This is a genomic window from Gluconobacter oxydans DSM 3504 (genome assembly GCF_000583855.1).
Lineage (GTDB): Bacteria > Pseudomonadota > Alphaproteobacteria > Acetobacterales > Acetobacteraceae > Gluconobacter > Gluconobacter oxydans.
Genome location: NZ_CP004373.1, coordinates 532,635 through 558,907, shown reverse-complemented (window position 1 = coordinate 558,907; position 26,273 = coordinate 532,635). Strand labels below are relative to the sequence as shown.

Annotated in this window: 18 protein-coding genes; 3 read left to right on the top strand and 15 right to left on the bottom strand. The window is 59.5% G+C overall.

The features are described from left to right. Positions 1–87: 87 nt before the first annotated feature. The 8 genes from GLS_RS02635 to GLS_RS02600 all read right to left on the bottom strand — a co-directional run bounded on the left by GLS_RS02635 (position 88) and on the right by GLS_RS02600 (position 14,528). Positions 88–2,976 carry a TonB-dependent receptor plug domain-containing protein gene (locus GLS_RS02635; protein WP_226986613.1) on the bottom strand — a complete coding sequence of 963 codons (2,889 nt, stop codon included), beginning with the start codon at positions 2,974–2,976 and terminating at the stop codon, positions 88–90. Positions 2,977–3,135: 159 nt separating this feature from the next. Continuing rightward, positions 3,136–5,208 carry a S9 family peptidase gene (locus GLS_RS02630; protein WP_041110981.1) on the bottom strand — a complete coding sequence of 691 codons (2,073 nt, stop codon included), beginning with the start codon at positions 5,206–5,208 and terminating at the stop codon, positions 3,136–3,138. Next, positions 5,205–6,488, bottom strand: a complete 1,284-nt coding sequence (locus tag GLS_RS02625; RefSeq protein WP_041110980.1) for a serine hydrolase domain-containing protein — start codon at positions 6,486–6,488, stop codon at positions 5,205–5,207. The genes GLS_RS02630 and GLS_RS02625 overlap by 4 nt, the downstream gene beginning before the upstream one ends. Beyond that, positions 6,485–8,872 carry a penicillin acylase family protein gene (locus GLS_RS02620; protein ID WP_226986612.1) on the bottom strand — a complete coding sequence of 796 codons (2,388 nt, stop codon included), beginning with the start codon at positions 8,870–8,872 and terminating at the stop codon, positions 6,485–6,487. Before GLS_RS02620 ends, GLS_RS02625 begins: the two co-directional genes overlap by 4 nt. Positions 8,873–8,889: 17 nt before the next feature. Continuing rightward, positions 8,890–10,110: an FAD-dependent oxidoreductase gene (locus tag GLS_RS02615; protein ID WP_041110978.1), complete on the bottom strand. Its 1,221-nt coding sequence runs from the start codon at positions 10,108–10,110 to the stop codon at positions 8,890–8,892. A 215-nt stretch (positions 10,111–10,325) separates the two neighbouring features. Then, positions 10,326–11,939: a serine hydrolase gene (locus GLS_RS02610; RefSeq protein WP_041110976.1), complete on the bottom strand. Its 1,614-nt coding sequence runs from the start codon at positions 11,937–11,939 to the stop codon at positions 10,326–10,328. Positions 11,940–12,074: 135 nt separating this feature from the next. Next, complete coding sequence (locus GLS_RS02605; RefSeq protein WP_041110974.1) at positions 12,075–12,965, bottom strand: LysR family transcriptional regulator; 891 nt, start codon at positions 12,963–12,965, stop codon at positions 12,075–12,077. Positions 12,966–13,340: 375 nt separating this feature from the next. Then, the gene (locus tag GLS_RS02600; protein ID WP_041110973.1) at positions 13,341–14,528 is read right to left on the bottom strand and encodes a lipase family protein; all 1,188 of its coding nucleotides are present in this window, start codon (positions 14,526–14,528) and stop codon (positions 13,341–13,343) included. Positions 14,529–14,656: 128 nt separating this feature from the next. Between GLS_RS02600 and GLS_RS02595 the strand changes: the two genes are divergently transcribed. Next, positions 14,657–15,232: a TetR/AcrR family transcriptional regulator gene (locus tag GLS_RS02595; protein ID WP_041110972.1), complete on the top strand. Its 576-nt coding sequence runs from the start codon at positions 14,657–14,659 to the stop codon at positions 15,230–15,232. Positions 15,233–15,440: 208 nt separating this feature from the next. Here GLS_RS02595 and GLS_RS02590 read toward each other — a convergent pair whose 3' ends face one another. The 6 genes from GLS_RS02590 to GLS_RS02565 all read right to left on the bottom strand — a co-directional run bounded on the left by GLS_RS02590 (position 15,441) and on the right by GLS_RS02565 (position 22,860). Next, positions 15,441–16,898 (bottom strand): sugar porter family MFS transporter, encoded by a 1,458-nt coding sequence (locus tag GLS_RS02590; RefSeq protein WP_080691877.1) that lies wholly within the window; start codon positions 16,896–16,898, stop codon positions 15,441–15,443. A 555-nt stretch (positions 16,899–17,453) separates the two neighbouring features. Then, entirely contained in the window at positions 17,454–18,599 is a 1,146-nt protein-coding gene (locus GLS_RS02585; protein WP_041110971.1) for a beta-propeller fold lactonase family protein, read from the bottom strand. A 43-nt stretch (positions 18,600–18,642) separates the two neighbouring features. Further along, the gene (locus GLS_RS02580) at positions 18,643–20,073 is read right to left on the bottom strand and encodes a cytochrome c (RefSeq protein ID WP_041110970.1); all 1,431 of its coding nucleotides are present in this window, start codon (positions 20,071–20,073) and stop codon (positions 18,643–18,645) included. Continuing rightward, positions 20,070–21,728, bottom strand: coding sequence for a GMC family oxidoreductase (locus GLS_RS02575; RefSeq protein ID WP_041110969.1), 1,659 nt, complete (start codon positions 21,726–21,728; stop codon positions 20,070–20,072). Before GLS_RS02575 ends, GLS_RS02580 begins: the two co-directional genes overlap by 4 nt. A gap of 3 nt (positions 21,729–21,731) precedes the next feature. After that, a complete protein-coding gene (locus GLS_RS02570) occupies positions 21,732–22,400 on the bottom strand; it encodes a sorbitol dehydrogenase family protein (RefSeq protein WP_226986611.1) in 669 nt (222 codons plus the stop codon). Between the two features lie 43 nt (positions 22,401–22,443). Continuing rightward, positions 22,444–22,860: a GlcG/HbpS family heme-binding protein gene (locus tag GLS_RS02565; protein ID WP_226986610.1), complete on the bottom strand. Its 417-nt coding sequence runs from the start codon at positions 22,858–22,860 to the stop codon at positions 22,444–22,446. Between the two features lie 518 nt (positions 22,861–23,378). Between GLS_RS02565 and GLS_RS13485 the strand changes: the two genes are divergently transcribed. Both GLS_RS13485 and GLS_RS02560 read left to right on the top strand, forming a co-directional pair. Continuing rightward, positions 23,379–23,765 (top strand): hypothetical protein, encoded by a 387-nt coding sequence (locus GLS_RS13485; protein WP_226986609.1) that lies wholly within the window; start codon positions 23,379–23,381, stop codon positions 23,763–23,765. A gap of 15 nt (positions 23,766–23,780) precedes the next feature. Next, positions 23,781–25,004 (top strand): carbohydrate porin, encoded by a 1,224-nt coding sequence (locus tag GLS_RS02560; RefSeq protein ID WP_226986665.1) that lies wholly within the window; start codon positions 23,781–23,783, stop codon positions 25,002–25,004. Between the two features lie 94 nt (positions 25,005–25,098). Here GLS_RS02560 and GLS_RS02555 read toward each other — a convergent pair whose 3' ends face one another. Continuing rightward, on the bottom strand, positions 25,099–26,082 hold the full coding sequence (locus GLS_RS02555) for a LacI family DNA-binding transcriptional regulator (protein ID WP_231097750.1): 984 nt from the start codon (positions 26,080–26,082) through the stop codon (positions 25,099–25,101). Between the last annotated feature and the right edge of the window lie 191 nt (positions 26,083–26,273).

Sequence of the window (26,273 nt, the reverse complement as noted above, 5' to 3'; positions counted from 1 at the left end):
TGGAGATTGTGAGGGGCTGAAAAGACACGAGACTGCCTGTATCGGGTGAACAGGCAGCCTCGTGGGTAGGTCAAGTGAGGGTTCGGATCAGAACTCCATGCGGATGCCGCCGCGATAGGACCGGCCGAGCAGGCTGCTATAGGTTTCGTCGGCCTCAAGTCCCCCTTCCGGCAGCAGGATCGGGGAAGTGTTTGCGAGGTTGGTGACAGTCAGGAAGAGCTGCATTTTACCGATTTTTTCGACGGGCAGATTATAGGTTGCGTTCATGTCGAAGTAGAAAATGCCCGTCACGTGATCATTGTTGATCGTGGGATAGTTGGCGTTATAGGCCGGGCATGTTCCCGAGCACTGGATGTAGCTGTTGGAGTAATTTCCCGCGCTGATACCCCGGGCGATGGCCGTGAGGCTGTATTTTGACGTCCTGTACGTGGCCGAGAAACGGTAGATCCAGCGCGGCGGCCCAGAGGCGATGTCTCCCGACGTATCGACCGTATAGCCCATGCCGGAATCAGAGATATATTTCAGGTAGTTCGTGGCCTGCCCATGGATCGTAAATGTCCCGTCGGCATCGCGCAGAAAGCGGCTGAGCGGGAAGCTGTATGAGGCGTCAATGTCGATGCCGCTGGTTTCGAGTTTGGCAAAGTTGAAGGGAGAGGCGCTGATCAGAAGATCACGCGTCCCTGTCGGATCGGCGCGTATGGCCGAGCAGAACGTGGTGTATCCCGAGTAACATTCATTGATGATGGACTGCGGATAGAACTGTTCGATCGCGTTCTTGATCTTGGTGTGGAACCAGTCGACCGAGACGGCCAGACCGGACACATAGCGCGGTGTGATGACGGCGCCGACGACTGTCGTATTGGCCGTTTCAGGGCGAAGTTTCGTATTGCCCGTCGTTGTGGCGAGGACGGTGTCCGTCTTGCCCGTGACCGGATCGAGCACGGTTGTCGTCTGTGACGTTCCGGCATTGTAGAGTTCGTTGATGTTGGGTGCGCGGATGTCATGCGACTGGGTGGCACGGAACAGGACATCTCTGATGGGCTGCCAGGTCCCACCGATTTTCCAGGTGGTGACATAACCGGAGGTCGAGTAGTCCGTTCCGCGGACGGCGCCGTTGAAGGACAGGCCTTTGGCTAGCGGGACCGCGGTCTCGAGATAGGCTTCCTTGACGTTATAATGGCCGAATGTCGGCCGGTAATTGCCGACGGACCAGCCCGACTGGTATTCGGTCGGGACATATCCCGAGGCGCGTTCGTCACGGTATTCGCCACCCACGGCGACGTTCACATCGCCTGCCCAGGTTGCAAACGGGATCGTGGAGAGGTTCACGCCCGAGACGATTTCCTGAAAACGCTGGTTCCGCCACGGCGAATCAAGGACGTAATCGATGGCCGAAGAGGACATGACGCCCGTTCCCAGCCAGTCGATGGGGGAACAGCCATTCCCGGGATCCGTCAGGGATGAGCGGCAGACAATCTGTCCGGCTGAATTGCGCACGGCGTCGGTCGCGTTGGCGATCTTTGCCGTGTTCATGACGTTATAGATCTGCTCATGCGTATGGGTGACCCCATACTGGGCGTAAGCGCTCCATGATGCCCGTTTTCCGAACATCTGGAAATTGCCTTCGCCGCCAAACGTATAACGCTGGACGTTGCGGCGGTTGTCGGTCCGGCGGTAAGGCATGTCGAGCGCGGTCGTGCCGACCGTGACGGACGAGATGTCCTGCAGGGCATCGGCGCCCAGAGCGTCCACGAGATAGGGGTTTGTTCCCTTCAGCGAAATCGAGCTGAGATACTGGGGACCGGAGTTGTAAACGTATTCGCTATCGTTGTAGGCGCCTTCCGCATAGAGGGTCATCCAGGGGGCGACGTCGTAGCTCAGACGTCCGAAGAGATTTTTGCGGTCGCTCTGGGGCTCCAGGCCGATGTCCTTGTTGTTGTTGGCCAGGTTCTGATCCCCCCCCACAGACACACTGGAGGTCGAGAGGGAGCCGTAATTGTAATGGTTCACGCTTCCGCCGGGACCAAAATAGATTCCGCGCAGGGAGTTGGTTACACCGCCCGTGGACGCGTTGATGATGCCGCCAGGCATGACGTTGTTGGTGCCGGCATCGCTGACACGGAGATAGTAAGGCTGACCATTTCCGGCGACATAGTCAGGATTGTTGACAATACGGTCGCCGTTCACGTTCCAGCTTCGGGAGACATGGAAAATGCCGTCCTGATGGGCAATGTCGCCGCTGAGCAGGACGTGGCCTTTTCCGTGGGCAAAGCCGAAGCCACCGGCGATGGCGGCATGTTCGTTCTCTCCGTCCCCATAATCCGAGATGCCGGAATCCGCCGTGACCTTCAGGCCCGTATAGGTCTTGTCGAGCACGAAGTTCGTGACACCCGCAACGGCATCGGAACCGTACTGCGCGGAAGCACCGCCCGTCACCACGTCCACGCGTTTGATCAACTGCTGGGGGATCGTGTTGATGTCGACGATGCCGGTGATGGCAGAGGGCGTAATCCGTCGGCCATCCATCAGCACGAGCGAACGGACGGCGCCAAGGTTGCGAAGGTTGAGCGCGTTGATGCCGGCTGTGCCATCGCTCAGGGAATATGCCGAGTTCTGGGGTGTCTGGCTTCCCGCGAACTGCGGCATCTGATTGATCAGGTCGGCAATGTTGTTGCTGGGCGCCTGATTCAGGATTTCCTGCTGGTTCAGGGAACTGATGGGGGTCGGGGATTTGATATGGGAGTTTGCAATATGACTGCCCGTAACGGTGATGACTTCCCGGTTGGATTCTGTCTGCGTCTGTGTCTTTTTATGACTTGCAGCAGGTTTGGAAGACTGCGCAGATGAATGCTTGGTATCGGCAGGCTTGGCCACTGTTGCTGCGGCGTAAGCCTGCTGCGGCATGAGGAATGTTGCGCCCGACGACAGGGCTGCAAAGGACAGGAAATAAGACTTTAGGGGCAGTCTGACCGTCATACCCTGATTCCCTCGATAAGCGCCGATGGGCGGTGATGTTGCGATATCGAACTAATGTTGCATATCTGTCATGCCGTCGTCGATTTTGAAACTGCGCGCGCCATATAACCTGAAGTTATGTCTGCGTCGTTCCCTGACGATTCAGGGGTTGAAAAGAGATCAGCGAGGCTGTTGAGCCTGAAGCTTTGTGTCAAAGAAATGCAGCGTCCACAGATAGGCGTTCAGCCAGTCCTGCGTGCGCAGGAAAGCGTGGCGTTCGCCGGGGAAGACATGATCCTCAAACGGAATATTCCGCGCCACGAGCATGCGGGCCAGCAGGACGGATTGTTCGAATTCGACGTTGAAGTCATCATCCCCATGGATCAGCAGGACCGGTGAGCGCCAGTGGGCGATGTCGGCGATTGGGGAGGAACGCCATTCGCTGCCCTTTTCCCGCTGCTTTTCTTCGGGGGACAGGCCGGAATGATCTGGTTCCGTCATGTCATGGACGCCGTGGAAGTCCGCTCCGGCCACGAACAGGTTGCTGTTGCGGGCCAAGGCCAGGGCCGTAAGATAGCCACCCCAGCTTCCGCCCCAGATGCCGATCCTGCCCGGAGCTACGTCGGAGCGGCTGCGCAGGAACAGTCCGGCTGCGTGGACGTCCTTGTATTCGCTGGCGCCAGCCCGGCCGATGCCGGGGGCGGTCCGGAAGTCCGCGCCATAGCCGGTGCCACTGCGGTAATTGACGGCCAGCACGACATATCCGTGCGATGCCAGAAACTGGTTCATGGCGTAGGCATTGGAATAATAGCCCATCGCATTGAAGGCCGGGAGCATCTGCCGGTGCGGACCGCCATGGACGAAGACCAGCGCCGGATGCGGGCCGTATGTTCCGGCGGGCGGCAGAAACAGTTGTCCGTGGATGTCGCGGCCATCATCGCTGCGGAGATGCACGATCTGAGGGGTTGTGAATGTGAAGCCGGCCGGGATGGTGGGCGTCACAGGAAGGTGGCGGGTGTGGTCCTGAAGGACGACCGGATGGGCGGGCAGCTCTTTACCCGTAGCCATCATGGCGAGGGCCGGGCCCGCCATTGTGAGGTCCATGACCTGTTCGTTTGGGTCGCTGAGGGCAACTGGCTGGCTGTTATCGAGGGGCTGGGACCAGGCGCGCCAGTGATCCCTATCACCAATATTGGCGGTGTAGAGCAGGTGGGTTTCGTCCGCTGACAGCCGATAGGACGCGATTTCGGCGCCATCCGGTGTCAGGCAGCGTGGTGTTGACGCAGGGGTAGCGACAGGCAGGGCGCAGAGCCGGAGCCAGCCACTGCCTTCCCACGGAAAAAGAAGCTGTTCGTTGCGGGTCCATGTCAGGTCCATGCCTTCCGGTGCCCAGAATTGATTTCCGGCACCTTCCGGTGCGGTCCAGAGCGTATGTTCCGCGCTGGATGCGGTGTCATAGACGTGGAGGGACCAGAAATGCCCCTTGCCGCGTTCGGCCGTCAGCAACGGTTGATAGGCACGGACGAAGGCTATGGAGCGGCCGTCCGGCGAGAAGGTTGCTTCCTGATCGTGTCCCAGTGCGGCGGGCAGGAACACGGGAGCGACGCTGCTGTTTCGGGCGCTCCAGAGCGCGATCAGACTGTGGGAGCCGCGGTCGATTTCGAGCGCAAGGCGGGTGCTGTCCGGGGACCAGTGCAGGGCGGTGATCTCGCCCGGCGTGGTCATGACGACATGCGGCGTCTGACCCGGCTGTCCGACCAGAAGCGCGCCACCCCGCATGAAGGCCAGCAGGCGTCCGTCCGGGGAAAAGACCGGGCTGTGTCCTTCCCCGGCAGTGACGGTTCGGCCATCGGGCAGGATGACGCGGACGGTTTCTCTGCCTGGGACGGCTGCGTTGCCGGCGTTGGGGGCGTGGTCGTTGGGGTATTCAGCATCGCCGCCTTCGACGAAGGCCAGTGTTCGCCCGTCCGGGCTGAGGGCGAGGCCCCACAGATCGGTTCCGTCATCCTGCGTATAGGCGGTGACCTTGCGAGGAGCCGCGCCTCCGTTGGAAATCAGGATGTTGCGGACGCCATCCCGACGTTCCACCCAGGCCAGACGGGCTGTTTTGGAGGCTCCTGTCAGGCCGTTGGCATAGGGCATGGCCAGCAGGGCGCCCAGTTGGGTTGTGTCCTGCGTGGAGGCTGCGTTTGTGCCGGAACAGGTGGCTGCGAGCAGGGCTGAAGCGGCGAGAAGGGACAGTCGGATGGTCATGGGGCTGATGTCCCGGCTTCGGCGAGGGCGGTGAAGATTTCTTCCTCGATGCGGGTGAATGAGGAATAGGCGCCCGGTTGTTCCTGCCCGGCATCGGGGAAGCCGTTTGCGGCAAACAGGAAGCCGTCGCCGGTTGCGGGGTCGTACCAGAAGCCTGAATGCAGCGAATACGCATCTCCGAGATGACCGGCCAGATCGCCGGAATATCCTTTATAGGGCCGGGTTTCGTGCCCCGAAGAATCCCGTGCTCCGGTCAGGCGCGCCATGCTCAGGCCGTAGCTGGCGATCGGGTAGGGGCAGTCGCCGTTCCTGCCGTCATACTGCCAGGTGGGGGTCTGCATCAGGTCGATGCTGTGTTGCGAAAGCAGCGTTCTGCCGTCCAGCGTGCCGTGGCCGAGCATGAAGCGGGCGAGACGGGTCAGCCCTTCCATGGAAATGCGCAAGCCACCCTGCGGGGAGAACAGCGTACCGTTCGTGCCTGGCGTGTAGCTGGCGAGGGATGCGGCGTTCCAGCTCGGGGTGAGGGGCTGGGTGTCCGTTTCTGCCTCCCATCCTCTGGGCTGGTGGCTGTAGAGCGTGGCCAGACGGTCGGGGTGGGCGAGGACCATACGGTTATAGCCGCCGTCGATCCCGAGCGGATCCAGCACATGCGTCTGCTGGTAGTGGTCGAAGCGTTCGCCGCTGGCACGTTCCATGATCGTGCCCACGAGGCCGTAGCAGAGGTTGCAGTACTCGAACCATGTGCCCGGTGCATGTCCGTCACCATGCGCGAAGTGATAGCCGGGGTCACCGGGTTTGCGGATGGCGTCGAAGAACTCGCTGATCCTTTGGTCCGGTGGAAGCGTGTAGCCGTCGGCGTCACGGATGCTGGAGGTGTGGTTGAGCAGCATCCGTACGGTGATGGGGGTCTGCGGGAAATCCGGGTTCCGGAGCCGGAAGCCCAGATAGTCGGAGGCATCGTGATCGAGGTTGATTTTGCCCTCTTCGACCAGCTCCATCAGCCCGATGGTCGTGACGACTTTCGAGATCGAGGCGATACGGAAAAGCGTCTGCGGACCGACGGGGACGGCTCCATCCGGGCTCTGCCGGGCAAATCCGCCGTAATAGCTGTAAGCGACGCGACCGTGCCGCAGACGGACTGCAGCGATGGCGGCCAGAGGGCGGACTTCGCCCTGCGTCAGGACGCGATCCAGCGCGTGGGTGGTCTCGGTGGGCGTCTGGGCCTGTGCGGCTGAAGACAGGACGGCGAGGGCGACGAGTGTGAGGCCCCGGACGGTCATGGTTGAGCCTCCGGGCGGAGCGTCATGCGGCGGACGGCGGCTGCATCGACGCTCTGGGTGCTGAATGACAGCGGCTGCATGGCGCCGCGCAGCCAGACGGGCAGGAAATCGGCGTAATGCGGCGATTTCGGATCGGCTGACTGACCGGGGAAGTTGAGATAGAGCGAGCGGTCCCAGTTGCCCACATCGCACACCATCAGATAGCTGGCCCCTCCGGTGGTGGCATAGGCATTCGCGCCGCCTTTCTGGGGACTGTACCAGCGGGCCATGACGGTATAGGGGTCGCCGCCGCTCTGGGCCGAGGGGCCGCCGATCGTGGGGAAAGCCGCCGCGATGGCCGGGACGATAGCGAGCGGGTGACGCAGCGTGATGGTGTGGAGCGCGCCCCATCGCCAGGCGGCGGGGAGGGGGCCGAGCCGTTCCCGCAGTTCCTGAACGGCTTCCCGGAACTGTTCGACGAGCATCCTGTTCCGTGCGCCCACGGGATCTGCGCCAAAGCGGCTATCGGGGGACTGGAACAGGGCAAGCTGAACCGTGGCGTTGACCGGCCCCGGAAGCAGGTCGTGCAGGGCGGACGGGATGATGAGCGCGTGCAGGGCGCGTTCGAGGCGGGTCCACCAGACTTCATACAGCGCGGCCGCCGCACTGCTGGCATCGACGTGGCCGTTCCACGCTTTGAGCAATGCGGCTTCGGCGGCGAGATCGGGCGGGACGTCTGGCAGGAGCCGGACCATCTGCAGGGCCAGCACGGAGAATGTGTCGTGTTGCAGGGCTACGCTGTCCGCGAGGGTTGCACGCGGTGTTGCGTCCAGCATCTGGGCCACGCGTTCGTGGCGGAAGCCGTCACGCCATTCGAAACTGACCCGCCGTTCCTCGACCGGATAGCCGGGGGGCAGGTTCATTTCGTTGGAGGTTCCGAACCAGCCGCGTGCGGGGTTGAAGCTGCTGGGGAGGGCTTCGAGGGGCTGAAGACCCAGCCAGTCATATCGCCCGTCTCCCGGTGCGGGCATGAGCCCGTCATATTCCGGAGCGCGACGCGGCAGGCCACCGGCGGCCTGCCAGCCAATATTGCCGCTGGTATCGGCATAGGTGAAGTTGGTCGGGCTCGTATGGACGCGCAGGGCTTCGCGGAAGCTGTTCCAGTCATGCGCCAGATTGATCCCGATATTGGCCAGCAGTCCATTGGCGCCGGGGGCGAGCCAGGTGGCCGAGACCGCAGTGGCGCGGTTGCGGGTTGGATCACGTGAGACGACCGGGCCTTGGACCGAGTAGAACAGGTTCACCACCCGCTCGGCCTCGCCATGGACTGCGATCCGTGTCTCGACATGTTCCATGCGTTTCCAGCCGCCCTGATGGGCATAGCGCAGCGGATCGGCGGGGTCAGTGCGCAGGATGAACAGGTCTTCCTGATCGATGTGGAAATTGGTCCGGCCGAAGGCGATCGTTGCGTTATGGCCCTGCATGACGCCGGGCATGCCAGCACCGCCGCCGCCGATCACATCCAGCCCCGGGGCTGTCAGATGGATGACGTGACGCGGACCCGGTACGCCGAAGGACAGATGCGGGTCATTGGCCAGAATGGGGCGGCCAGTGGCAGTACGGGAGGGGGCGATGACCCATGAATTGCTGCCCTCATTCCGTCGCCGCGTCTCGTCATCGACGGCCGCATGCAGGTCGTGCCGGGGCAGGGGAGCCTGAAGCACGCCGAACAGCCCGAGGTCGTCTTCGCTGATGGCGGTGGTGTCCAGCCCTTCCGGGACGCGCAGCTCATGGACGGGTTCCAGCGGTGTGATGAGCGCGTCATAGGCGAGCGCCCCGCGTGCTGCCAGTCGGGCGCGACGGATTTCGGTCTGGGTGTTGCCTGTGACTTCGGCGCGGATGCGGATCAGGTCCAGCACGTCCCAATGCAGCGGCGTGGTGGCGAAAATGCCGAACTCCGGCGGCAGGAGCGAAGGCGTGGCGGTGACTTCGGCGATGCGTGCGTTGATCCCGGCGACATAGGCGCGTGCGCAATCCTGTGTCAGGGAGGGGAGGGCTGCGAGTTCGCGTTCGGCGTCGCCGCGGAACAGCACCAGCCGGTTGGCCGTGTCGGACGGGACGAAGGCCGGGCCGAATACTTCCGCCAGTCGGCCCAGAGACTGACGATGGCCGAAATCCAGTTCCCACAACCTGTCGCGTGCGACCAGATAGCCGTCGGCAAAAAAGGCGTCGGGGATGGTCTGCGCGCGGACATGGGGGACGCCCCAGCGGTCTTCGAGAACTTCAACCGGCTGGCTCAGGCCCGGCAGGCTCTGAAGAGGGGAGGCGGCGCGTGCGCTGCGTCCCGGCATGGACAGGATGGCGGCGACGCCGCCAAGAAGAACCGTGCGGCGGGTGGCCTGCATAGAAACCTGTTCCTTTCTCAGCTGACGGCGCGGGTGTCGAACCCGGCCACGATCTCTTTCAGTCTCAGGCCCGAGCCGACCGAGAGTGTGAAGCCAAGGGCACCATGCCCCACATTGAGCAGAAGATTGTCATACCGGGTGCGGGCGATGATCGGAACGCCGGTCGGGGTGGCAGGCCGTAGTCCGGCCCAGGGCGTATCGTCACCCCGACCCAGGGCGCCGGGAAGCGTCTCCGACACGAGGGCGCGCAGTTCTCCGAGGCGTTTGGGGTTCAGATGGGTGTTTTCCGAACCGATATCGACCATTGCGGCGACCCGCAGGCGGTCGCCCAGCCCGGCATAGACCACGCGGTTATCGTAATCCGTCACGCTGACCGAGGGTACGAGGCCGGGACGCGGCCGCGTGGTCAGGCTGTAGCCTTTCAGGCCATAGAGCGGCAGGTTGAGCCCGAGCGGGCGTGCCAGTTTCCGGGAGCCGATCCCGGCTGCGAGAACGACGAGATCGGTTTCGAACGGCTTGCCATCCAGCTGGACGTCGCAGCGGTTTTTCGGGCCTGTTGTGAGCGTGGCGTCGCCCTGTATGAGACGGAAGTTCGGTGAAGCGGCGAGGGTTTCGCGCAGGGCCTTGCAGAACAGGAAGCAGTCCCCGACTTCATCTTCGGGCGAGAAGATACCGCCTGCGATCTGTTCCCGCAGGCCTGCGAAGGCCGGTTCGACGTCTGTGCATTCGGAAGGGGAAAGTGCGCGCTGACGTTCCGGATCACTGACCGATTTCGCGGCTTTGCGGAAGGTGGCGGCATTACGGTACAGGACGAGCTTTCCCGGTCGGCGCCACAGGAAGTCGCCTAAACCCTCCTCGCGATATTTCTGAAGCTCGGTCTGTCCGCTGAGCGCTAGATCGAGCAGGACTGTGGCATTGCGGCGGTTTGTCTGCCGGTTGCAGGCGAACAGGAAGGCCAGCAGCCAGCGCCACTGATGCGGATCGGCTTTCAGGCGCAGCGAGATCGGAGAGTTCGGGCGGAACAGCCAGCCCAGGGCGTCCTGCGCGATACCGGCATCGGCCAGCGGGCTGACATAGCGGTAGCTGAGCTGGCCGCCATTGGCGAAGCTCGCTTCCCGTCCAACGTCGTCGCGGCGTTCGATCAGGGTGACGTCATGTCCGTCCCGAATGAGGGCACAGGCGGATGTCAGACCAATGACGCCTCCGCCGATGATGGTGATGGTCCGTTTGCCGGCCATAAGAGTCCCGAGCGTCCAGAGGCTGGGTGCAGGAAAAACTGCGTTCTCCTGCACCGGTATCGGAAACAAAACCTACATTTCCCAAACGGATCGGCCTAATGCAAAGAGGCCATCTTCCCATAACCTGCGGTTAACACGCAGTTTTTCTGTCAAAACGACATGCAGGGCGCAGAAATGCCTGTCGTCCATTCCGTCCGATCACGCTCAGTACTGAATCAGGGAGTTTTGGTTCGTTCAGACCCAGAAGAGCTGACCTTCTTCGGATTCAGATCCTGCGCGTCAAAGCTGAAATCGGAGCCGATCACCTGCATTTTGATGCCCGTGACCTGACCCGAGACATCACGTTTGAACTGCACATAAGAGTCGTCTTCGCCATCCTGCCCCCGGTTATCCCAGCGGACAATGAACAGATCATGCGGCAGGGCGGAGAGCGTTCCGGTCAGGCCATCGGCATGGCTGAAAGACATCCGCAGCTCTGACCCGCGCCGGCTGATCGTGATCGGGCCGCGCCAGGCATCGCGATAGGTCCCGACATAGTCCTGTTGTGCATCGTGTGAGAGCGTGATGAAGGGATGTGCGGGGGAGCCGGGACCGCTTTCGGCAGCCTTTTTTGCATTTGCGGCCTGTCTGGCGGTCTTTTCGTTCAGAAAATGTGTGACCCAGTCCGCACTTTTCCCGGTTGCGACATAGGAGCTGAGCGTTGTTGCGATGGCGTATGTGGCAGCATGGTCATCGTGGTTGGTCAGAATGACAATGCCTGAGCGGCGTTCGGGCAGGAAGGTCACATAGCTGACCATGCCGCCGATGGTGCCGGTATGCCAGACACGCTTCAGGCCAAAGAAATCTTCCATGAACCAGCCGTATCCATAAGCGCGGAAATGCGTTTTTGTGGCATCCGCCGTATCGGGCAGAGGCAGCAGTCCGTGCGGCCCCCAGAGCGCATCGCGGCTGGCCTGACTGAAGATCTGTCGGCCGTTCGGGGCGCGGCCGCCATTGAGATAGGTCTGGACCCAGCGCGCCATGCCATCGGCGCTGCACCAGATACTACCGGCGGGTGCGACTGCTGGCAGGCGGAGGGCGCTTTTGTCAGGCAGAACACTGCTTTCGCCTTCACCGGTAGCCACGTTCGTCTGGCCTTTGACCGGCGGTGTGCTCTGGCAGGCTGGCAGATCCGCGGTATTGATCAGGCGCTTCTGCACCACGTCTTCCCAGCTCTGCCCTGTTATGCGTTCGACCAGCGCGCCTGCGACGACATACAGAAGATTGTTATAGGCGTATTCGCTGCGGAAGGGCGCGGTGAACGGCATGAACGGCAGACCGGCCAGGACCTCCGGACGGGTGAACGTGCTGTGTGAAAACAGCATCAGATCCCCGGCTCCCTGTCCCATGCCGCTGTGATGCGTCAGCAGATCCGAGACACGGAAGTCCCGCGTGATGGACGGATCGGCCACGCGGAATTCCGGCATGTGGTCGATGACGCGATCGTTCCAGCCCAGTTTGCCCTGATCGACCAGTTGCGCCAGCGCTGTGGTGGTGAATTCCTTGGTGTTGGAGCCGATTGCAAACAGCGTGCGGCCGTCAACCGGGGCGCTCGCACTGTCCTGCGTGCGTCGTCCATAGCCACGACTGAATACGACCTCGCCGTCCTGCACCACCGCCACCGCAATGCCCGGTACGTTGAAGGCCGAGCGTGCATGTTCCACCGTCGTGCTGATGTCCTGCTCGCTCAGCCCTGACGGAAGCGTTGCGGCATGGGCGGTGTATGATGTGGAAAGAAAGATCGCTGCCGGAAGGGCGAGCATAAGGGACTGTCTGGGAAACTGGATCATGGACGGCTCTGAATACGAATTTCCGGCCCCGGATCAGGGGAAGACCGCAAGGAAGACTGAGTCAGAGCACGAAACGTTCCGCCTGTCCTGTTTCAAGATGCAGGCTGCCCTTAACCTTGGACTAAGCCCCGGCCATTATTTTTTCAGGCTGAGCAGGTCCACGTCCAGTTCGCTGCGCAGCAGGGTAAGGATGCTCTGGGAGATCTGGGACAAGGCATGATCGGCCCGGAACAGGACCGTACAGGTCACGCTCAGGGGCGGAGAAAGAGGACGTGGGCGAGGCAGGCCCGGATGATGCAGGGCTGTCACAGCATCCACGATGGCACACCCGCCACCGAGGCGCACGAGTTCGGCTGCCATGAAATGGGTCCGCACCCGCACATGCGCCTTGATGGGAATGCGGGCTTCTTCCATCACCATATCAAGCATGCGGGCCGTAGGATCGTTCTCACTGAGCCCGATATAGCGTTCAGGGTTGATTTCAGTGACACTGACCGGCCCTTCTCCTTCTTCCGCATCAATCATCATCAGCGGAATATCGGCGATGTGCAGGGCCGTCAGTCCGTCACATGTGTAGTCGCCGAACACAATTCCGAGGTCGAGATCATGATTCATGATGCGTGACACGATTTCGGGTCCGTGCATGGCATCGATTGTCAGTTCCATGCCTGGATGATCCGCGCGGTAGCGTTGCACGACACGGGGGACGAGGCTCAGCCCCAGACTTGGTACGCATCCGATACTGATCGAATGTCCGTCGCGTGCGTAACGCAGATTGTCGGTCAGACGTTTGAGGTCAGACAGTTTCTCGAAGATCGCGTTGACGTGTGGCAGCATGATGCGGGCCTCGCGGGTCGGCACCAGTCGTCCTCCAGCGCGCTCAAACAGTGCAAATCCCAGTGACTGCTCGGCATAGCGCAGAACCTTGCTTGCTGCCGGCTGCGAGACATGAAGCAGTTCGGCAGCGCGTCGGAGCGAACCCGCAGTCATAATCGCATAGAAAACTTCGATCTGGCGCAGGCGCATTGGAGGTCCTTGCTGTGGAAGATAGGTTTCTGAACTGTTCGTGGGAGGAATGAAATCCTTTTTGTCATCCTTTTGCAAAAGGTGATGCAAATGGCGAAGCCAGATCTGCTGCCCGCAGAGCCTCCGAGCCTGAAGCTATGTTTCACGATCGTTTTGAGAATTCCATGCCGGCTGTGGTCCCGGAAAATTGCGCAGGGGGATCGGAAGCCAAACACGACATTGAAATCCGAAAATGCGCCTTCCTTGCGTGAAGCTGGAACGCGGCGGAAGCGTCAGCCCGGGGCCACGGTCAGCGATGAAAACCCGTATGGAAGATCGGCCATACGGGAAATCTGAAAAACGGTCTTAAACGGAGTTCTTCCGCCCATCCGGGTATTATTCCGGGGTGGGGTTACATTCCGGTGTGACAGGCTGCCCGTTCATGACAGCTTTCGTGAAAGCTGCGGAGTCCGCAAGGGAGGCATTGACCGTCTGATCATGGTTCAGGCCCTTGTAGACATGCGCCTGAACGGTTGTTCCGGCGGCACAGGCCGCCTTGACCAGACCGTGCTGAAGGGCAGGTGGAACGTCGCGGTCCAGTTCGCCGGTGCCCATGAACAGTGGCTGCGAGAGTTTGAGCGTCGGGTATGTCATGGCGGCCAATGCAGGCGCCAGTGCCTTGGAATAACTAGGCTTCAGAGAATTGCCGAAGTTGAGGCCGTCCTGTTTCACCTTGTCCGTCAGCTCATAGACACAGAGATTGGCTGCTTCCTGATAGGCGGACATGGCTTTGGGCGTGAAGGCGTCTTCCGGTCGGAAATTGGGGTCGTATCCGGCCTGTCCGCGGGCAAGATACAGCGTGTAGACCATCACGGGATTATAGGCGGCTTCGGTATGACCGGATGCGGGGGCTGCGATCATCTGCTGCATGAGTTCCGGCGTGATGTAAGGCGCGCCTGTAGCGACCGTTCCCCGGATGCCGAGTTCCGGCGCATAGGTCGACGAAAACGCCGCCGAAGCGAAGGCCGCGCCACCACCCTGTGACTGCCCGACGATCATGATCTTGTTCTGAAGCCCCGGAATATTGCCGAGCGCGGCCCGTACGGCATCCAGCAAACTATAAGCCTCGACACGTGTGTTGAGATAGGCGTGCGTTCCAGGCGTACCCAGACCCTGATAATCGGTCCCCACCACGGCAAAGCCACGCTTCATCCATTCCGACAGATAACGGCGGTTACGGTCGGTCCAGGGATTGTTCGAGGGGGCGCAGTGATCGGCAACGCCCACGGTTCCGTGGGCCCAGGCGACGATGGGCCAGCCACCGGCCGGTGGCGTACCGGCGGGCAGGATGACTTCCGCAGTGACGGGGATCAGACCCTTATCCGTGACGCCATTCGTGGATAGATACGTAATCTTCAGGGCACGCCCGGCATCAGGCAGGCTGAAGGTCGGATTCAGGAGTTCGACAGACGTGATGCTGCCGGGATGAGGCTGAGTGTCCGCAGGAGCACTGAATGCGGGAGTGGCCACGCACAGCGCTGCGGTCAGGCCTGCAATGGCAAGGGAAGAATGACGGAAGGTCATGGTGCATCCTTTCTGAAGTAGTCTCTGCTTAACCGCTTTACGGGTGAAATCTTATCAATGATAAGATTCATTTGCGGCAGAGTTGTCAAGGACGGTGATGGGTTGGGTAACCGGGGAGAGGGCAGGGCATGACAGTGCAGAAAGCGAAGAAAACGTATCATCACGGGGACCTGCGGGCGGCGCTTCTGTCCTCTGCGCGGATGCTTCTTGAGGAGCAGGGGATTTCGGCGCTCGGCCTGCGAGCCATCACGCGTCATGCAGGCGTATCTTCTGCGGCTGCGACGCCGCATTTCGGGAACCTGATGGGGTTACTGAGTGCGCTTGCGACGGTGGGTTATGAGGAACTGGCTGCGGCTCTGGAGCCCGTTCTGGAGCAGGGGGCGCATGCTGCGGGGCTGGTTTATGTGCGGTTCGCCATTCTCAATCCCGGCCTGTTCACGCTGATGTTCCGTACTGACGTGATCGACAGGGACGAACCCGCACTGGCTGCGGCCCGGGCGCGGACATCGGGGATGCTGACTCAGTTGATCGACAGTCTCGAAAGCCCGCAGCCGCAGCGTACCCAGGCCGGAACGCGTGCGGCCCTGTGGGCGAAGGTTCATGGACTGGCTGTTCTGGCGATTGATGGATTTCTCGACGTGCTGTTGAGCAGTCAGGGAGAGGGCATGTCTCTTGAGGATCTGCTGGAGGACGCATTGCGGTGACAGGGGCGTAACCCGCAGCCCCCGTCTGTCGCATTTCTCACGGCAGAACTGGAAGGGACGGGGTTATAGGGCTAGAAGACGGTCCATGCCAGCACCCGCTGAAGGCCGCAGCGTGTGGCACTGTCGCCAGCGGACGGGGCGGATATCCCAGTGGCCGCGCCCTATCCGTCAGGCATTTCCAGATTTCGCAGATTGCTCGCAACGGAGATCAGGTGACGTCCGCCTGGCGGTCTATCCTGAGCGGTGCGGGATCAACCGGTTCTTCCGCAGCGGCCGTGTCCGGAGAAAAATGCTCCTTGAGATGCGCCTCCAGCTTTTCCAGGGAAAAGCCTTTCGTTTCGGGCAGGAAGCGCGCCACGAAGCAGAAGGACAATACGTTGATCGTAGCGAAGACGAAAAACGTACCGGGGCCGATCGCATGCAGGAAAATAGGAAAGAGAAAGGCTACTGTAGCGTTAAAGATCCACTGCGACGAGACCGACAGGCCCGTCAGAACGCCACGGGCCCGCATGGGGAAAAGCTCGGACATCAGCAGCCAGTACAATGGAGAGACCATCATCTGGATGAACAGCAGGGCCAGAAGGATGAACCCAAGAGCGACATAACTCTCGACTGCCGATCCCTTGAGCAGCAGCAGAGTAGCCCCAAGCCCCAGATGAGCCAGAACCACGCCCCCCAGACCACCCAGCAGTGTGACGCGCCGCGGAAAGCGCCCAATCATCCAGATGCCGGCAAATGTCGCACCTACCGCAACCAGACCATCGCCGATTGTTGCGATCAGAGCGGCCTCGGTTCCGAGGCCCGTCTGACGCAGGATGATCGGGGTGAAGTACATGAATGCGTTGACCCCGGTAAACTGGGTCGCAAATCCAAGCCCAATTCCCAGCAGCAGCAGACGCCGGACCCAGACCTCCCGGAACGCCTGATGCCAGCCGATCTGCTCCGCATCGTCGTCCACGGCTGTATAGATTGCCCGCATTTCATGCCGGACCTGCTGATCGGTAGAGCGGATGAGTTCAAGCACATGCCGGGCCTCATCCGTTCGCCCCTGGCTTGCAAGCCAGCGTGGAGAGCGCGGCACGAAAAACAGCCCGACACCCAGAAGCACGGCCGGAACTGCCGCAATCATGAGCATGGTGCGCCAGATCGAGGGTGATTCCGAAAAATGCGCCAGTCCTGCGTTGAGCGTGTAGGCGACAAGCTGTCCCGTGACGATCATCATCTCGTTCTGACTGACAAGCCGCCCTCTGCGTCCTGCAGGGGCCATTTCCGAAATGAACATGGGAACGAGTGCCGAGGCCCCGCCAACGGCGAAACCGAGAACCGCACGCATGGCGATCATGACCGCAACCGAAGGCGCCTGCGCCGTGCCGATGGCACCGATGACGAACAGCACAGAAAGGGCCATCAGGCTGTCCCGGCGCCCGAAGCGGTCCGCCATCATTCCGCAGACCAGAGAGCCGAATGCCGCCCCCAGAACCAGAGCAGAGGTCACCAGCCCTTCCGTGAGCGGAGTGAGCCCCAGCCCTCCTTGTGCGATTGGAAGCTGCATGAACGGCAGGGCACCGGCAATGACGCCCGTGTCATACCCGAAGGCCAGCGCTCCCATTGTGACGACCACCACGATCGTCGTGATCAGTCTGTTCGCCTCACTGCGTGCTCTCATCCTTCTTGCGGCAATCCTTCGACTGCGTTCCCTGAAAAACAGTGCACCCAAATGCGCACCGGGCTTTGCGGCCTGAGCGCTAAACACTCATTTCAGGGTATAAGTTTCGTCATTTCGAAGAATAGTTTCCATTCTATTGATAAAATATAATGTAATTAAATATTAAACAAAGGCATAAAATGGAAAAGCGATACATTTTCATGGCCGCAGAAATGGTTGGAGAAATATTTTCCTGCTGCAGAAGATTTAATGTTTTATCCTGCAGAAAAAGCTCTGATGAATTTTTCGAGATATTCGTTCTGGGGGCAGGATTTGGTCCCCCTTTTCCCGGAGCCCCGCTGTGCCCGTCAACGTCATAAGACCGTTCTTCCGGCATGTCCGAAGCTCTGAAATGGCGCTGCCTGCCTTTCCACCAGTCTTTTACGGGTGTGTGGTTTACCCATACAATCAAGGGGCTCTGAGCTGGCCCTGAAAGTTAGGGAGGACAGGCCTCTCTGCTCCGCGCCAAGAGCAGCAAAAAGGAACACCCAACCAGAAAAATGTCTCTGGTTCCTGTTACCGCAGGGTTTTTTCGAGGTCGGCACCTCCTCCCGGAAGCGGAGTTTCGCCAGCCTTGCGGAGTTGCGTGCCGTCCCATGTCAGGGTCAGCAGACTACGGTCCATGACACCCTGGACCAGAATGTCATGACCATCTGGAGAGAAGGTTAGCCCCTGCGGCCAGAGTGTACCGGGAGCCTGTGCCAGTGGTGTCAGATGACCGTCGCTGAATGAGAAAACCGTGACGATGCCCCGGTCATGATAGAGTGGAGAGGTCGGGGAAAGTGCGGAGCCGTTCTGGGAAACGACGGCGACATACTGGCCATCTGGAGAAATATCGAGCCCTTCCGGCGCGTTGGGGACGGGAGTGCGCTGGATTTCCCGGATTGGTTCGGCGCTCAGATCCAGAACCGAAAGAGCACCTGGCAACCCTTCACCATGGCCCAGCATTCCCATGACGGCGTAATGCCCGTTCTTGCTCAACTGGATGTTCCAGGGCCCGGGTTTGATGTTCAGAGGATGAGGATCGACGGTAATCTGGTCGCCGTTGATATGGAGGGTATAGACCTTGTCCGCCTGCCAAAGGCTCACAAGGGCGCGCTTCCCATCGGGAAGGATGGCGAGACCACCCGGAAAGCCGGAGACAGGTAGGGAAATCACACGCCGGTTGCTCAGGTTGTGTCCGTCAAACCTGAACCAGGTCAGAACGCCGGATTTGCCATTGGCGACGAGAAGGTGATGTCCGTCAGGCGTGAAGCGCAGGGTGGTTGCGCCGGGAGCAGATGCTACGCGCTGTATGATTTTCGGTTCTGCCCCGGAAATATCGATGACGGTGATCTCATCATCCGGAACGATTTTCCCGGCTTCAGGATCAGCCTTCGAAGCAGCAGAGACGACGAGGGTTTTGCCATCGGGACTGAAGGTAACGGCGGTAGGTGGCCCGATGACGCTGGTAGGCACGTTGATGCTCGTCCGGACTTTCCAGGCGCCATCGGGTGTTCTGGCAAGAAACGACAGAGAGTCTGATTTCAGGGGGTGTGGCAGAACCTGCACCCCATTTTGAAGAATGGAATGTGCATCATTCGCCGAAACCACAGTCTGGGCGTGGGTGGATGAAGCGAACGCAAGCAGTGCGGCACAGGAAAGCAGGCACAGTCTTTGCATCTCTGGGGTCTCCTGGAGACGTTAGACGAAAGGGCGGAAAGCCTCAGGCCTTCGCCTTTCGGGAAAGTCGGATGAAGAAAAGAATGGCGACGGCGAAGATCAGGGCTGCTCCGATCATCGCGGGGACTGTGAAAGCGCCCAGCTGTGCAATAAGCGGCTTGGGACCGCCGGAACGGATGAGCTTCACATCGTCAGGTGTGACTTTGACATTCGGATTACCGAAGCGTTGCTCAACGTAATTGCTGATATCGGCAATGTCCTGATCGGACAGGGAGTCCACATACGAACCTGGTCCAAATCCCGGCATATAGGTCGTATGACCGTTGACCTCCCGCCGGACCCCCACGAGGATCGTGGTGATCAGGTTATCGGCGATCGGGGCGCCCAGGGCCGTATTATGGAAAAGCTGGGGGTAGTACCCGTCCGCGCTGCCCTGGCCGGTTGGGCGGTGGCAGGCCGCGCACTCTCCCGAGAAGAGATATTCGCCGCGACTGATCCGGCTGGCGGGCAGAGCGCGGTAGACGGATTCACGATCGGAAATTTTCCCGTAGCTTTCGCGGGGGGCTTTGTCCTTGCTGTCCGAAATGGCCGGAACCTGCTTGATGTAAGCAACCATGGCGCGGATGTCGGCATCGCTCAGATACTGAAAGCTGTGCTCGATGGCTTCTGCCATGGGGCCGCCTGCCTGAGCTTTTCCGGGAACATCGCCGGTTTTGAGGTAGCGGAAAAGATCGTCGTTGCTCCAGCCGCCAATACCGCTGACAGGGTCTGAAGTCACATTCGGCGCATACCATGAGGACAGCGACGCACCGGCCAGAGGGCTGCTTCCCTTTTCCGCCATCATGGCGTTGCGGGGCGTGTGGCAGGTGTCACAATGCGCCAGGGCGTAGGACAGGTAATGCCCGCGATTGACTTCCACGGATTTGGAAGGATCAGGCTTGAAGCGGGTATCATCCAGGAAAAGGGCATTCCAGATCGCCATGGAAGCCCGGATATTATAGGGGAAAGGCAGCTCGGTTTTCTGCGGGTTGCTTTCGACCGGTTTCACCGATGTCATGAAATAGACGTACAGGGCGTGGATGTCGTCGTCTGTCAGCTTGGTGTACGAGGTGTAAGGCATCGCGGGGTAAAGATGAGCCCCGTCGCGTCGGATGCCTTCCCGTAACGCATGGGCGAACTCTTTCTCGGTGTAGTTCCCGATGCCGTATTCTTTTGAAGGCGTGATGTTGGTCGAATAGATCGATCCAAGTGGAGACGCGATGCCATACCCGCCGGCAAACGCTTTGCTGGATCCGGGCGCCGTGTGGCAGGCCGCGCAGTCAGCGGCGATGGCAAGATAATGTCCGCGTTCGGCGACAGCCGTGTTGGGATCGGTGTCCTGCGCATGCGCAAATGTGCCGGTTCCAAGTCCGATTGCAGCGGAAAGGGCGAAATAGCCGGGCAGACCCAGGCTTTTCTGTCGTTTCTGTTTCATGCCTGCCCCCGTGCGAAAGCGGCCTTGATGGAATCGGCAGCTTTCAGACCGAGCGCTGCCATGCTGAGCGTGGTGTTGACGACGCTGGCAGACGGCATCGCGCCGCCGCCGGGAATCCACAGATTGGGGTGATCATGGGCTCGGCAGTCTCCGTCTACGACCGAGTCCTTGGGGTCCCGCCCCATGATCGTACCGCCCATGATATGATTATTGGCGTTGTAGTCCGTCGTGATGCGGAGTTCGGTGCCACCCAGCAGGCCGGCAATTTGCTTGACCTGCGTGTTGACCGCATCCAGTCCTTTGCGGACATAGTCGCCGACATCGTAATGGATGTCGGGGCAGGCCAGCCCCAGAGGATCCTTGCGGGTTTTGCTCAGCGTCAGGCGGTTTTCCGGATCAGGAAGCGGTTCAAGGCTGATGGAGAGGTCGACACCGCATGCTGCACGGCGGCGGATTTCGTCATCAAGCTCTTTGCCAACCAGGCCCAGTTTGAGGGCCTGTTCCGTCGCAGGAGCGACGCGGCTGATATTGTTAAGGATCATCTTGTTGGCTGAGTATTCCCGCCGGAAATCTCCGTCCCGGGGGCCGACGATGCAGCTGCTCTGCGCTGGTCCGCGTCCGAACCAGAGAGGCTCGTTGGCCAGAAAGGATGCATGGACGCCCGAGTGGTCCATCATGTTGCGGCCCACCTGATCCGAGGAGTTGGCGATGCCGTTCGGGTTGCGTTCATTCGCCGCCAGCAGCAGCAGGCGCGGGGTTTCGATACCATTGCAGGCGAGCACGAATGTCTTGCCGGTCGCCTTGTGGGACTGCCGGTGCGCGTCATACCAGTGCACGGCCGTCACGCGGTTGTTTTCATCGGTATCAATACGATAGACGACCGCTTCGGCGATGGTGACAGCGCCTTTGGACTCAGCTTTTTCGATGTGCTGAATGCCATTGTACATGGCCCCGATGGGGCAGATGGGCTGGCAGTTGTTATTGCCACAGCAGGCGGGGCGCTCACCGTAAGGCTCGATACTCCGTCCCTGTGGAATGGGAACGAGATGAAAACCGTGGGGATTGACGATTTCAGCGACCCGACGGTCTCCATACCCGAACGGAATCATGTCCCGGGGGTAGGGACGGCTTCGTTCCGGAGGGGACTGGAGAGATTTGTCGTGCGGGCCTGAAACGCCCATTTCCTCTTCGGCGCGGCAATAAAACGGTTCCAGCTCATTGTAGGAGATGGCCCAGTCGCGGCCGACGCCATAACGCGTTTTCATCTCGAAATCGGAAGGAAGATGGCGCCAGCAGGAAGCGGCCCAGTGCCATGTCGTTCCGCCGACGGTGCGCAGATAGCCCTGCTTGAACGCCGAGCCATTGGGGCCCGACAGGCCTACATAGTCATTGGGCGGAAAATATAAGGGGGCCTGAGCCAGCGGGGACTGGGGATAAAGCCCCTGAAAATCAGAATGAAGCCGGTTGTGGAACGACATATTGCGCCAGTTTTCCACATATTCTGCGCGTTTGAGGCGCAGTCCTGCCTCCAGAATCAGTACGGAATGGCCAGCAGCAGCAAGTTCGTTTGCCACCATGCCGCCCACCACTCCGGAGCCGACGACAACGACATCCGCCGATACATCTCCAGAGGATGAAAAGTCCGGTTTGGCCATGGGTTAGTGCTCCTGACGGGGTTTGGGAACGTAGGGGGGAGAAGAGGGCGTGATGGGTTTCAGAGGCGGCGACTGCGGCGGAGTTTTGCTTTCCACGCCGAGAGGAGCCGGGGGCGGTGGCGTCGCCGGAAGCGGAGCATGGATCGGAATGCCAAGTGCCGGCGGTGTCTCGGTCCACCATCCTGGACGTGCAAAGCAGTAGGTTGGTACCGGCAGGCCGTCTTTCGTGGGCTGGTACATGAGAGCATTGTAATAGGCGACCATGGGGGCGCCCGTTCTGTCCTCGACTGAGCCGGTGTACCAGGCGGCATTGAGGGCCAGGAAAGCCTTTTTCAGATCGCCGGAGCGCTCGAGAATTTCGCGGGGCTGCCCCCCTTGCGCCGTGACAGAAGCCAGAGCCTGGATTGTGCTTGCATAGCCAGGAAAAGTGGCCTGCATGGCAGCGCAGAGGCGGCTGCTGAGGACCGGATCGAGATCCTGACGCCCGGTGATCGCCCGTGAGATGGCCAGGAATGTTTCATCGAGTGGAGTGGCGGCAAGAGCGCCTGCCTTTCCAAGGACTGAATTGCCGACAGCAACAGAAATACTGCCCATGATGGTGCCGAGCAGCAGGGAGCGGCGCCCTAGGACAGACTGCTGAACAGGGGCGGAAGGATGGCGGCCTTTGGTCATGCCCTGGCTCCTTTTCCACGATGTTCCGCAACAGAGATCATTGTCATTTCAGAGCTCCCACCGCGGTATTGGCGGCATCGGCGTCCTGGGCATTGTTGCCTCCACTGACACCGATGCCGCCCACAAGCTGGGTATTACGGAAAATAGGGACCCCACCCCCTGCCGGCATGGCATGGGGAAGAGCCAGAACGGCCATTTTCCCGCCACTCAGAGCCGCTTCGAAAGCGGCTGACGGGCGCTTGTAAAAGACAGCGCTGACCGCCTTGCGTTGGGAAAGATCGATACTGGCGAGCTGTGCTCCCGCCATACGTTCGACCAGAATGGGTTGGCCCGAAGGATCAACCACAGTCACGACGATGCTCGTCTGGTTTGACGCAGCTCTCTTTTCAGCCGCCTGGGCCAGACGGCGCGCCTGAGAAAGGGAAAGGGGTGGGAAAGAGGCTTCTTCCGCTTGAACCACCTGCGGAATGACTCCAGCTCCGAGAATCACTGCACAACAGATGCGTTGCAGGATTCCGCGAGCGTTCTTCGTGGACATATTCCTGAATAGCAGCACGGGACGCGCCTTTCGGTCATATTTCGTAACGGCTAAACGGCATGTGCCACGAGAACCGAGAGTCCACCTAGATCGATCTAATTCACTATATTGTGACAAAGTATGGAAAAATCGGGGATTTGCCGCCGAGGAGAAAGCTGGGTTTTTGGCGCTCAATGATGATAAGGGCTGCTATCTCAATGAAAAAACGTTGTTTTTCATAATTCGAAATCCCCGAAAATTTTAGATCGCTCTAAATTCTTTTTTCAGGTTCTCAATGTCGTGAGGACGTCTTCACAGAATTCGTGATGAGTTCCGCTATGGGAAATGCGAAAATTATATGGCATGCCGCTTCCAGAGAATATGCGAAGTACTGATTCTGCTTTTTCTGGTTGGATAGAGTAGATTGGTAGATGCATGAAGTATGATTCACTGGAACGAAGATGTTTAAGAATCGGCTTATAATAAGCAATTCGACAGGACGCTCGTTTTATGCGCAAAGAATCTGTAAAAAAATCTTATATGTTTTTTTGATTTATTGCGTTTCTGGTGGATTCCCGTTTTTGTTTGCGAAAGATCAGACCCAGACCCAGACCCAGACCCAGACCCAGACCCAGACCAAAGCCCAAGCCCAGAATTTGGGGCCGCAGCAAAATGCGTCAACGCCGTTGAATTCGGTTCAGCAGAATGCTCCGCCTCAGTCCTCTATTGCTCCGGGCATTTTCACCACATATCCCGCACCGCCTTTGTCTCCTCCGCAGGCAGCGCCTTCCGCAATTACGGAAGGACCACCTTCCATTTTTCCGGACTTTTTCGGCATGACGCCCTAGCTTAGAAAACACGGTATCGGTTTTCATTTTGATAATACAAATGAATATGCCGGGGCGCTTCAACACCCGACAAGAGGGCCGCATTACGGAAATTATAAGGACGGATCGAGTAATGCCGGGCAATATTCAGCAAACCTTATTGTTGACTGGGAGCATCTTGCGGGCATCAAGGGGTTTGTGACTCGCATGACGACCGTTGGTCGCTATGGAACAACTGCTAACCGGATGTTCGGTGACTGGCTGGCGCATAGTTCTGAAATCTATGGCGGCGGAGGGAACGTGGTGGTTCATCTCGTCTCGCTGTATGGAGAAGAGAGCCTCTTTGGTGGCCGGTTCCTGATCGCGGGTGGGCGTATGTCCCAGATGTCCGATTTCGCATCGAGCCCTATTTTCTGTAGCTTTCAGAACAATTCTTTCTGCGGACGTCCAAAGGCGGCTGCGGATAGCACCTATTATGGCAGCTACCCTGCGGCGACATGGGCTTTTCGCATGAAGGGCCGGCCCCGCAAGGATCTTTACATCCAGGCGGGTGTCTATTTCGCCGAAAACGGGATCTATCAGAACTATCAGCACAGGACGGGATTCAAGTTCAACGGCGCCAATATCGTTGGATATGAAATCCCGATCGAAGCTCAGTGGGAGCCCCATTTCGGGCCTCATCATGATCTCCCTGGTCATTACAAGCTGGGATTTGTTTATGATGATGTGCGGCGTGCTGATAATTATTACAACACGGCTGGCCAGTCTTACTACGTGTATGGCGGTAAGCAGTTGATGAGAAACTCTTCATGGCAAACATATTTCATGTTTGATCAGAAGTTAATGAACTATCCCGGAAGGCCAAAGTCTGCTGGTTTGACTTTCATGGGTGGTTATATTTACAACTCTCCCCATACTGCTGTTCGCGATTTCGAAGTTTACGGTGCTCTCATGAGCCAGGGACTTATTCCTGGACGTCCAGAGGACATGTTTGGCGTTGCTTTCTCCTATGTTAGCATCGCACCGGGAACGCGTGACACGACCATGGCCATGGTTGCTGCGGGGGATTATTCGGGCATGCCGAACCACGCAACCGGCGTGCAGACCAACGCCGAGGTTCTGGAAGTCGATTATTCCATAAATGTGATGCGAGGCGTAACGTTCCGGCCGGATTTTCAGTATTATATCCATCCCAATGGACAGGTCGGGTTGCGTAATTCAGCGATGCTGGGATTCAAGTCCTATGTGTCTCTTTTTTAGATCGATCTATGGGATCCGGAACATGAGCACTGCGCAGAAAACAACCGACCCGAGAATTTCCGCGGCTGGAAAGTTGTCGGAAAATCGCGATGGATCAGGGAAGCTGGCCTCCACAGCTCTGGCGGATCATCAACTGTCCGGAAACCAGGATACGGGTGCTGGACGTGGTGGGGTTGTCGATTCTGTCAAGCAACAGGCGGGCTGCATTGCGGCCAACGCCCACCGGATCCGTCACGATGGTGGTCAGGGTCGGAAAAGACACGGCGCTTTGAGGCAGGTCGTCGGCTCCGATGACTGCAAAATCGCGTCCGGGCATTTTCCCTCTGGCCAGCAGATACCCCATGACGGACTGGGCGAGCATGTCATTGTAGCAGACAACGGCGTCCGGCGGGGTGGAGGAGGCCAGGAGTTCCGGAAAGGTACCCAGATCGGAGAGGTTCTCCAGATGGGTCGGGATGATCAGATCGTGTTCCAGCTTGTGTTTTTTCAGGGTCTTTCTGAAGCCATCGAGCCGTTCACGCGCAGCGGAATGCACCGGTCTGCCTCCAAGAAAGGCAATTTTCCGGCGCCCATGTCTGACGAGATGTGTGACGGCCAGGGAAGTTCCGTCCGCATAGTCGGGGCCGACATAGTTGCCATTTCTCTGCGAGACGTGGCGGAGAACCTGAACGCAGGGCAGGTGAAGCCGCTCGATCTCAGACAGAAGGGCGTCGGAGCTTCCGGCAGCTGGACAGAGGATGAGGCCGTCAACGCCGTGTTCGCGCAGGCGGCGGATCTGTCGCAGCTGTCTGTCGGGATTCTCGGCGCTGTTGACCAGAATGGCTACAATATTGGCATCAACGATAACTTCGTCGATCCCCAGCATCAGCTGGCTGTAGAACGGGCTGCCAATGTCACACAGCACCAGGCCGATCGTGCCGGTTTTCTGGCCCCGCAGGTTCGCAGCGCCGCGATTGTAGATATAGCCCAGTTTATCCATCGCGCAGATGACGCGGTCTCTCGTCTCCAGCGAGACAAGGGGGCTGTCCCGAAGCACAAGCGACGCAGTAGCGCGCGAGACCCCTGCTTCAACTGCCACAGAATTGAGGGTTACCGCTTTTTTCATAACCCTCAGGCAGCCCTTACAAGCTGCAATATATTGGAACTATTCAAAAGCGGACCTTTCCGAGAGCGGATATTCTTACCCGGGATCATTCCACACTTCCGGGTGAGCGGGAAGCGAAAAGGCTGAAGGGGCGATGGGCTGTTTTTCCATGTCGTCAGGTCATG